Genomic DNA, 9374 nt, shown 5'->3' on the forward strand with positions numbered 1-9374 from the left:
ACCTCTGCCGCCTCCGGCCGCAACGCCCCGGGGATCCTCGTGACGGAATAGGCTCGTGCGAGGATTTGGGCCGATGCGAAGTTGGGGGAACGGGTGAGCAAGTCGTTCGTGCATCTGCACGTCCACACCGAATACAGCATGCTGGACGGGGCGGCCAAGCTGAAGCCGCTGTTCAAGGAGGCCGAGCGGCTGGAGATGCCGGCGATCGCGATGAGCGACCACGGCAACATGTTCGGTGCGTACGAGTTCCAGAAGGTCGCGGCGGGTTCCCCGGTCAAGCCGATCATCGGCATCGAGGCGTACCTGGCCCCGCACAACCGGTTCGTGAAGGAACGCGTCTTCTGGGGGCAGCGCGCCGAGACCGGCGTCGCGGACGGGGAGGGCGGCAAGGACGTCTCCGGCGGCGGCCGGTTCACCCACATGACCATGTGGGCCAAGAACGCCACTGGGCTGCGGAACCTGTTCCGGCTGTCGTCCCTCGCCTCCGCCGAGGGCTACTACTCCAAGCCGCGCATGGACCAGGACCTGATCTCGAAGCACGCCGACGGGATCATCGCCACGACCGGCTGCCCGTCCGGCGCGGTGCAGACCCGGATCCGGCTCGGCCAGTTCGACGAGGCCGTCAAGGTGGCCGGCGAGTACCAGGAGATCTTCGGCAAGGAGAACTACTTCCTGGAGTTGATGGACCACGGGCTCGACATCGAGCGGGAGGTGCGGGCGGACCTGCTGCGGCTGGCCAAGCAGCTCGGCATCCCGCTGCTGGCCACCAACGACTCCCACTACGTGACCGAGGACCAGGCCGACGCCCACGACAGCCTCCTGTGCGTCGGCGTCGGCAAGAACAAGGACGACCCGAACCGGTTCCGGTTCAACGGCTCGGGCTACTACCTCAAGTCGGCCGACGAGATGTACCGCCTGTTCCCCGAGTTGCCGGAGGCGTGCGACAACACCCTGCTCGTGGCCGAGATGGTCGGCGACTACAGCGACGTCTTCGCCCAGGTGGACCGGATGCCGGACTTCCCCGACGTGCCCGAGGGCGACACGCAGGAGTCGTGGCTGCGCCAGGAGGTGGAGCGCGGCCTGGTCATGCGGTACGGCGACCCCGTCCCCGACGAGGTGATGGAGCGCTACGAGACCGAGATGAAGGTCATCGGGCCGATGGGGTTCTCCTCCTACTTCCTCGTGGTCGCCGACATCTGCAAGTACGCCCGCGACAACGGCATCGCGGTCGGGCCGGGCCGAGGATCGGCCACCGGGTCGATCGTGGCGTACGCCACCCGCATCACCGAGCTGGACCCGCTGGAGCACGGCCTGCTGTTCGAGCGGTTCCTCAACCCCGAGCGCATCAACCCGCCGGACGTCGACCTCGACTTCGACGACCGCCATCGCGACCGCATGGTGGCCTACGTCACCGAGAAGTACGGCAGCGCGTACACGGCGCAGGTCAACACGTTCGGCACGATCAAGGCCAAGGCCGCCGTCAAGGACGCGTCGCGCATCCTGGGCTACCCGTTCGCGATGGGCGACAAGATCACCAAGGCGATGCCGCCGGACGTCATGGGCAAGGGCGTCCCCCTCGCGGACATGTTCAACGAGGGCCACCCCCGCTACAACGAGGGCACCGAGATCCGCGCCCTGTACGACAACGACCCCGACGTCAGGAAGGTCATCGACACCGGTCGCGGCATCGAGGGCCTGATCCGCGGCACCGGCGTGCACGCGGCGGCGGTCATCCTGTCCTCGACCCCGCTGCTGGACCTGATCCCCATGCACACCCGGGACAAGGACAAGGTGGTCATCACCGGGTTCGACTACCCGTCCTGTGAGGAGATGGGCCTGGTCAAGATGGACTTCCTGGGGCTGCGGAACCTGGGCATCCTCGACCACGCCATCAAGATCATCAAGCAGAGCCGGGGCATCGAGCTGGACACCCTGACGATGCCGCTCGACGACGCGAAGACCTACCAGCTCCTGGCTCGCGGTGACACGCTGGGCGTGTTCCAGCTCGACGGCGGCCCCATGCGGCAGTTGCTGAAGCTGATGGAGCCGACCCGGTTCGAGGACATCGCCGCCGTGCTCGCCCTCTACCGACCGGGCCCGATGGCGGCCAACGCGCACACCAACTACGCGCACCGCAAGAACGCCCGCCAGGACATCGAACCGATCCACCCGGAACTCAAGGACGCCCTTGAGCCCATCCTCGGACCGACCTTCCACCTGCTCGTCTACCAGGAGCAGATCATGGCCGTCGCCCGTGAGCTGGCCGGCTACACGCTGGGCGGCGCCGACCTGCTGCGCCGCGCGATGGGCAAGAAGAAGAAGGAGATCCTGGACGCGGAGTTCGCCAACTTCCAGTCCGGCATGCGCGGCAACGGCTACAGCGACGAGTCGATCCAGGCGCTGTGGGACGTCATGCTCCCGTTCTCCGGGTACGCGTTCAACAAGTCCCACACCGCCGGCTACGGCCTCGTCGCCTACTGGACCGCGTACCTGAAGGCCAACTACCCGGCCGAGTACATGGCCGCCCTGCTCACCTCCGTGGGTGACGACAAGGACAAGGCGGCCGTCTACCTGGCCGAGTGCCGCAAGATGGGCATCCAGGTGCTCCCCCCGGACGTCAACGACTCCCAGCTCGACTTCGTCGCCGTCGGGGACACCCAGGTCAGGTTCGGGATGGGCGCGGTCCGTAACGTCGGGGAGAACGTGGTCGAAGGGATCGTCAAGTCCCGCACCGAGAAGGGCCGCTTCACCGACTTCAACGACTTCCTCGGCAAGGTGCCGCTCACCGCCTGCAACAAGCGGGTCATCGAATCGCTGATCAAGGCGGGCGCGTACGACTCGCTCGAACATCCGCGCAAGGGCCTGCTCATGATCCACGAGCAGGCCGTCGACTCGGTGATCGACATCAAGAAGAACGAGGCGCACGGCCAGGACTCCCTGTTCGGCGGGATGGACGACACGGGCGACGAGATGGCGTTCACGATCGCCATCCCTGACGGCGAGTGGGACAAGAAGACCAAGCTCGACTTCGAGCGGGAGATGCTCGGCCTGTACGTGTCCGACCACCCGCTGGCCGGCGCCGAGCGGCTGCTGGCCAGGAACCGGGACACCACGATCGCGGACCTGCTCGGCTCCGGCCGCGACGACCGCGGCGATGTCCGGGTGTCCGGGCTCGTCACGAAGGTGGACCGGCGGGTGAACAAGGCCGGCAACACGTGGGCCATCCTCACGGTCGAGGACATGGACGCCGCCGTCGAGTGCCTGTTCTTCCCTCGCAACTACGAGCTGTACGGGCCCGAACTGCGGCCGGACATCGTGGTGTCGGTCGCGGGCCAGATCAACAACCGCGACGGCGCCATCTCGATCTTCGCCCAGGAGATGTCCCCCATCGACGTGTCCGGCATCAACAGCGAGTCCGGCGCCCCCATCACGCTGCTCCTGCGGGAGGACCGCATCACCCCGGCCCTGCTGGAGGAGTTGCGCCAGGTGCTGAAGACGCATCACGGGCAGGTGCCGCTGCACATCAACGTCCGGCGGCCGGCGGGCAAGGTCATGGTGATGTCGTTGCCGGAGTGGCCGGTCAACGCCGCGCCGAGCTTCGCGGCCGACATCAAGGCGCTGCTCGGCCCGGAGTCGATCTCGTTGTGACGCGGTTGGACGGCCAGGCGCTCTGAACGTGGCCCCGGCACCCGCCTTGGGTGCCGGGGCCGGTTCGTTGCGCGATCGAGTCCCAGCGCTGAGTCACAGATCTGCCACTCTGTCACCAAAGATTGCTCTACGTGTGCTTAGGTGTTTCTTTACTATTCGGTGTGCCTAAGTGGGGTTGAAGGGTGTCAAGGTACGACTGGCGTCACTCGGCGTTCGCGCCGCTGCTGGGGCTTCTGGTGTCCGGTGGGCTGCTGATGACCGGGGCGGTGGAGGCGGTGCTGGTGTTCGTGGGCGCGACCACGGCGCCGGCGGCGGCCGAGCTCGTGGTCACGCTCGTCATCGCGGTGTTCCTGACCACCGTGCTGAGGATCGTCAGGGCGGTGCCGGACATCAGGCGGGAGAACGAGGCGACCGCTCGGGCCGTGACCGGCATCGGGTCGGTGAAGCCCGGCGACGAGACGCTGGTGGGACGGCGGCTCAGGCTGTTCAAGGAGGCGGCGGAGGCGGGCAGCGACGCCGAGGCGGTGCTGAGCGCCCGCTCCGCCCTGGACGAGAGCGAGATGGCCAACAAGCACCACCTCGATCACGCGCTGATCTGGGCGCTGCCGGTCTTCGGCTTCATCGGGACGGCGCTGACCATGGCCGCGATGGTCGGCTCGTTCGGCAACGCGCTGGACGGACGCGGCGATCCCAGCGTGCTGATCGCCGCGCTCAAGCAGTACGTGCTGCCCGAACTGGCCTCCGCGTTCGGCGTCACCATGATCGCGCTGTTCCTCAGCGTGCTCGCGTTCGGCGCGATGGCCCTGGTCGAGCGGGCGGAGCGGACCAACGTCGGGGCGGCGGACGAGGTGTTCCTGATCTACCTCGCGCGCCTGCCGGCCAAGGCCGCGGGCTCCGGCGGGCTCGCCCGCGAGATGTCCCAGATCCAGGAGCTGAGCCGGGAGCTGTCCCACACGCAGGGCCTCACGCAGGAGCTGGCGCACTCGCGGGGCCGGACCGAGGAACTGGTGAAGGGCCTGGACGCGCTGCGTACGGCCGTGGAGCGGCTGAGCGCCGTCGAGAGCCGGCCGCAGAAGTACACGCTGGTGAGGGAGCAGTGAGGAAGCGGGCGCCCGCGTCGTTCGCGCCACCGCTGGATCTGCGCTTCATCGACCTGTTCATGGCGATCGTGCTGGCGCTGTCGTTCGTGGCGATCATGCTGACCGTCGTGACGCGGATGTTGCCGACGGAGGGCGCGGCGCAGTCCCCCCGGCAGCAGAAGAGCGTGGCCCAGCTCGAACGGCAGCTCGAAGCCGCCGAGCAGGCCAGGCGGGAGGCCGAGGCCGAGCTGCGGACGACGCGGGAGCAGATCTCCGAGCAGACCGCCTTCGCGCTGCCCTGGTGGCTGATCGGCTTCTGCGCGCTGCTCGGGGTGCTGGCCGTGTTCATGAACTGGCGGGTGCGGCTGTGGAACAAGGGCACGCTGCCGCCCCTGTGGAGCTGGGGGCTGGTCACGCTCGTCGTGGTGGTGGTCACGGTGGTGATCAGATCGCTGAGCGACGGCCAGGGGTACCTGCTGCTGGCCGAGATCCCCTGGTGGGCCGCCGACATCCTGTGCCTGGGGCTGCTGCTGGTGGCGCACGTGCTGATCTCCGACATCAGGGACAGGAACGCCACGCTCGGCCGGATCAAGGCCCGTCCGGTTCCGGAGCGGTAGCTCGGACGGCACGTCCGGAGTTCAGCGGGACGTCACTTCTTTCCCGCATGACGTGGCACGCGTCTCGATCATCCTCCGAAGGAGGTGCGATGTTGCGTCGAGCTCTGGGCGTGCCGGCCACCGCCGACGTCGATCACCTCAACACCGACGACCTGGCGGGGCTGGAGCGGTTCCTGCGGGCGAACGACGGCGGGCGCGCAGCGGCCTAGCCGCCACGGCCGGGTGCTCAGTGCGCGCACCCGGCGTACTCGTCGAGGCGGCGCAGCATCGCGACCAGCATGAGCGGGAACATCACCACGTGCGAGACCAGCATCAGCCCGCCGCTGTCGATGAGCCCCGTCCACAACATGGGGAAGAGCACGAGCGCGGGCGCGAACATGATCGCGCACATCTCCAGCGTCGGGGCCCAGCCGTGGCCGCGGAAGCGCATCCACGCGGCCATGCCGATCGACATGTTGAGGGCCATCGAGAGGTACCAGAGCTCCGGCTGCTCGCTGTGGGAGACGCCGAGCCCGACGGCGGACTGCACCATGCCGAGCGCGAACATCCCGACGAACATCGCGATGATCATCTCGACGTAGTGGAGGGCGAACCTGCCCCAGCGGCGGCCGGACTTGGAGGTTGTCGTCGTCATGCCCCGACTGTCGCGGGGGCGGCCGGGGCGTGCCAAGCCCGGCCGCCCGGGAGGTCCGGAAACTTGGGTTCTCGGTCCTTCGGACCTACAGTCGGGGCATGGACCGACGACGGGTCGTGATCGTGGCGTACGAGGCGGCGGAGTTACTCGAGATCGCGAGCATCACCTCGACGCTGGAGAGCGCGAACTGGCACGGCGCGCTGCCGTACTACGAGTACCGCGTCGCCACCCCCGGCGGCCACCCCATCAGCACCGCCACCGCGCTGACCCTGCACGCCCAGCTCGTCCTGGAGCGGGTCACGGGGCCGCTCGACTCGCTCGTGGTGGCGGGCGGGATCGGCTACGCGGACGCCGCCGCGAACCCGCTGATCGTCGGACACGTGCGCCGGCTGGCCCGGGAGAGCCGCCGGGTGGCCTCGGTCTGCACCGGCTCGTACGTCCTCGCCGCCGCCGGGCTGCTCGACGGGCGGCGCGCCACCACGCACTGGAGCCACGCGCAGGAGATGGCCGAGCGCTTCCCCGACGTCGTCGTGGACCCCGACCCGATCTTCATCAGGGACGGCGACGTCGCCACCTCGGCGGGCATCACCGCCGCCCTCGACCTCATGCTGGCCTTCGTGGAGGAGGACAACGGCCCCGAACTGGCCAGGACCGTCGCCCGGAACCTGGTCACCTACCTGCAACGTCCCGGCAACCAGGCGCAGATGAGCATGTTCGTCGAAGCGCCCTCGCCCGCCAACAGCCTCGTCAAGCGCACCATCGAGCACATCGCGGCGCACCTGCGCGACGACCTGAGCAGCGCCACGCTGGCGCTGGGCGCGGGCGTCAGCGAGCGGCACCTGACCCGGCTGTTCCTGCGGCACCTCGGCCAGACGCCCGGCCGTTACGTCCGGCAGACCCGCACCGAGGCCGCCGCCCACCTGCTCGCCTCCACCTCGCTGCCGCTGGCGGCGGTGGCGACGCGTTGCGGGTTCGGCACGGCGGAGACGTTGCGGCAGGCGTTCGTCGACCGTTACGGCATCCCGCCCTCCCGCTACCGGCTGACGCAAGCGGCTGGTTGATCCGGACTCTGGCTAATCTGTCCTCGATGGATGGTGACCGGGTCATTGGGGGCTACACGCTGCGACGCCTGCTCGGGCGTGGCGGCATGGGCGAGGTGTACCTCGCCGCCACCCCCACCGGCGGCCTGGCCGCGGTCAAGCTCATCCACCCCGCCCTGGCCCGCGACCCGGCCTTCCGGCGGCGCTTCGAGCGCGAGGTGGCGGCGGCGCGGCTGGTGGCCAGGTTCTGCACCGCGCCCGTGCTGGACGCCGGCCTCGACGGGGACGTGGCCTACCTGGTCACCGAGTACGTCAAGGGGCCCGACCTGGCGCAGGCCGTGAACGAGCAGGGGCCGCTGGCGGGCGGGAACCTGGAGGCGCTGGCCGTGGGCATCGCCACCGCGCTGAGCGCCATCCACGGGGCGGGGGTGATCCACCGCGACCTGAAGCCCTCCAACGTGCTGCTCTCGCCGCTGGGACCCCGTGTGATCGACTTCGGCATCGCGCAGCTCGTCGAGCACGACTCCCCGGTCAGCCAGGCGCTGCTGGGCACCCCCGCGTTCATGGCTCCCGAGCAGGTGCGCGGTGAGCCGGTGACGCCCGCCGCCGACGTGTTCGCCTGGGGCGGGCTGATCGCGTACGCGGGGACGGGGCGGCTGCCGTTCGGGAGCGGTGCGGCGGGCACGGTGCTCTACCGGATCGTGCACGACGCGCCGCGCCTGGACGGGCTCGACGACGGCGTCCGCGGGGTGGTGGAACGGGCGCTGGCCAAGGACGTCCTGGCGCGGCCCACGGCCGCGGAACTGCTGGCCGAACTGGTGGGCGGCACACGGCTGGCGGCGGCCAGCGAGGTGGTCGAACGTACGTGGACCGGGAACCTGACACCGGCCCCGCTCCGGACCGGGGGCCCGGCGGACGGAGCCGGGGCCCCGCCCGGCAGGGCACGGCGGCGGCGGAAGCGGTGGCCGTGGGCGGTGGCCGGGAGCGGGGCGCTGGTGCTCGCCGTCGCCGCCGCCGCGACCCTGCCCGGTCTCAACGCGCCGAGCCGGCCGTACGAGGCGGGGTTCGCGCGATCCTGGGCGGTCGGCGCGTCCGACGCCGGTACCGCCCGCCTGGACGGCGCGGGTTACGAGCTGACCGTGCGACCGGGCTGGCGGTTGTGGAAGTCGGCCCCCGTCCAGGAGCCGGAGCACGGAGTGATCGTCAGCGGGCGGGCCACCCTGGAGGAGGGCAGCGGGGAGTACGGCGTGTGGTGCCACGGCTCGGCGGGCTCCGGCGAGCGTTACGAGTTCGGGGTGAGCGGCGCGGGCGCGGTCTCGATCGTCAAGCGCCGCACGGGCACCCAGGGCAAGGCCCTCTACGGCCCCGCCAAGGTGCCGCGGACGGCCGCCAACCGCATCGTGGCGGAGTGCGTCCGGAACGGGAGCGCGGTCACCCTGCGCATGTGGGTGAACGAGAACCTGGTCGCCGAGGTGTCCGACGCGGACGCCCCGTACGGGCCCGGCGAGGCGGGCGTGCACGCGGCCTCGGGCCCCACCGAGCAGGCCCGGGTGCGCTTCGAGTCCTTCGCCGTCCGGCCGGCGACCGGCACGTGAGATCGGAGCGCTGGTGAACGTGCGCTTCGGCGTGCTCGGCCCGCTGCGCGTCGATCGCGGGCAGCCTCCGGGCCCGGCCAAACACCGGGCGTTGCTGGCCGCGCTGCTGCTGTCGGCGAGCGAGCGGGTGCCGGTCGAGCGGCTGCTGTCCGCGGTGTGGGACGACCGGCCGCCCGCGTCCGCCGAGTCCGTTCTGCGTGTCTACGTCAGCGCGCTGCGCAAGGCCGTCGGCGGGATCCGTACGGTGCCGGGCGGCTACCTGCTCGACGTGGACCCCGACGACGTGGACTGCCACCGCTTCGAGCGGCTGGTCTCCGAGGCCAGGCAGGCTCGGACGGCCGGGCGGGTCGCGGAGGCGGCCGACGGGTTCAGGGCGGCGCTGGGGTTGTGGCGGGGGCAGACGGCGCTGGCGGACGTCGAGTCGTCGGTGCTGCGGCGGGCGTACGGCGTGCCGCTTGAGGAGCTGCGGCTGACGGCCGTCGAGGAGCGGGTGGAGCTCGACCTGCGGCTCGGCCGCGGGTCCGAGGTGGTGGGTGAGCTGCGGGCGCTGGTCGGGGCGCATCCGCTGCGTGAACGTGCCTGGGTCCGGCTCATCGAGGCCCTGCATCAGGCGGGGCGGCGGTCGGAGGCGCTCAGCGCGTATCAGGACGCGCGGGCGTTGCTGGTGGAGGAGCTGGGGCTGGAGCCGGGGGGTGAGCTCACGGCGGCTCAGCAACGGGTGCTGAACGACGCCGGGGGGCCGTTTCCGGGTGGTACGGGGG

The 9374-nt window shown here is 70.5% G+C and carries 7 protein-coding genes; 6 read left to right on the forward strand and 1 reads right to left on the reverse strand.

Translation table 11 applies throughout. The features are described from left to right. Window positions 1-93: 93 nt before the first annotated feature. The 3 genes from dnaE (at window position 94) to FAF44_RS32510 (ending at window position 5344) form a co-directional block, all read left to right on the forward strand. Window positions 94-3648, forward strand: coding sequence for a DNA polymerase III subunit alpha (gene dnaE / locus FAF44_RS32500; protein ID WP_237107140.1), 3555 nt, complete (start codon window positions 94-96; stop codon window positions 3646-3648). A gap of 182 nt (window positions 3649-3830) precedes the next feature. After that, window positions 3831-4748 carry a hypothetical protein gene (locus FAF44_RS32505; protein WP_237107141.1) on the forward strand — a complete coding sequence of 306 codons (918 nt, stop codon included), beginning with the start codon at window positions 3831-3833 and terminating at the stop codon, window positions 4746-4748. Next, the gene (locus FAF44_RS32510) at window positions 4745-5344 is read left to right on the forward strand and encodes a hypothetical protein (RefSeq protein ID WP_237107142.1); all 600 of its coding nucleotides are present in this window, start codon (window positions 4745-4747) and stop codon (window positions 5342-5344) included. The genes FAF44_RS32505 and FAF44_RS32510 overlap by 4 nt, the downstream gene beginning before the upstream one ends. A gap of 226 nt (window positions 5345-5570) precedes the next feature. Here FAF44_RS32510 and FAF44_RS32515 read toward each other — a convergent pair whose 3' ends face one another. Then, a complete protein-coding gene (locus FAF44_RS32515) occupies window positions 5571-5978 on the reverse strand; it encodes a hypothetical protein (protein ID WP_237107143.1) in 408 nt (135 codons plus the stop codon). Window positions 5979-6076: 98 nt separating this feature from the next. On the opposite strand from FAF44_RS32515, the gene FAF44_RS32520 reads away from it, so the two are divergent. From FAF44_RS32520 to FAF44_RS32530, 3 genes are all read left to right on the forward strand, one after another. Beyond that, entirely contained in the window at window positions 6077-7039 is a 963-nt protein-coding gene (locus FAF44_RS32520) for a GlxA family transcriptional regulator (protein WP_237107144.1), read from the forward strand. 26 nt (window positions 7040-7065) lie between these two features. Then, the gene (locus FAF44_RS32525; protein WP_237107145.1) at window positions 7066-8613 is read left to right on the forward strand and encodes a serine/threonine-protein kinase; all 1548 of its coding nucleotides are present in this window, start codon (window positions 7066-7068) and stop codon (window positions 8611-8613) included. Between the two features lie 13 nt (window positions 8614-8626). After that, a partial coding sequence (locus FAF44_RS32530) for an AfsR/SARP family transcriptional regulator (protein WP_237107146.1) occupies window positions 8627-9374 on the forward strand: 748 nt, incomplete at its 3' end.

The organism is Nonomuraea sp. MG754425, assembly GCF_021699195.1.
Lineage (GTDB): Bacteria > Actinomycetota > Actinomycetes > Streptosporangiales > Streptosporangiaceae > Nonomuraea.

What these genes read in the sequence shown, in the direction of transcription:
- FAF44_RS32525 (WP_237107145.1), top strand. Translation starts at nt 7,066, where the DNA reads ATGGATGGTGACCGGGTCATTGGGGGCTACACGCTGCGACGCCTGCTC.
- FAF44_RS32515 (WP_237107143.1), bottom strand. Translation starts at nt 5,978, where the DNA reads ATGACGACGACAACCTCCAAGTCCGGCCGCCGCTGGGGCAGGTTCGCC.
- FAF44_RS32520 (WP_237107144.1), top strand. Translation starts at nt 6,077, where the DNA reads ATGGACCGACGACGGGTCGTGATCGTGGCGTACGAGGCGGCGGAGTTA.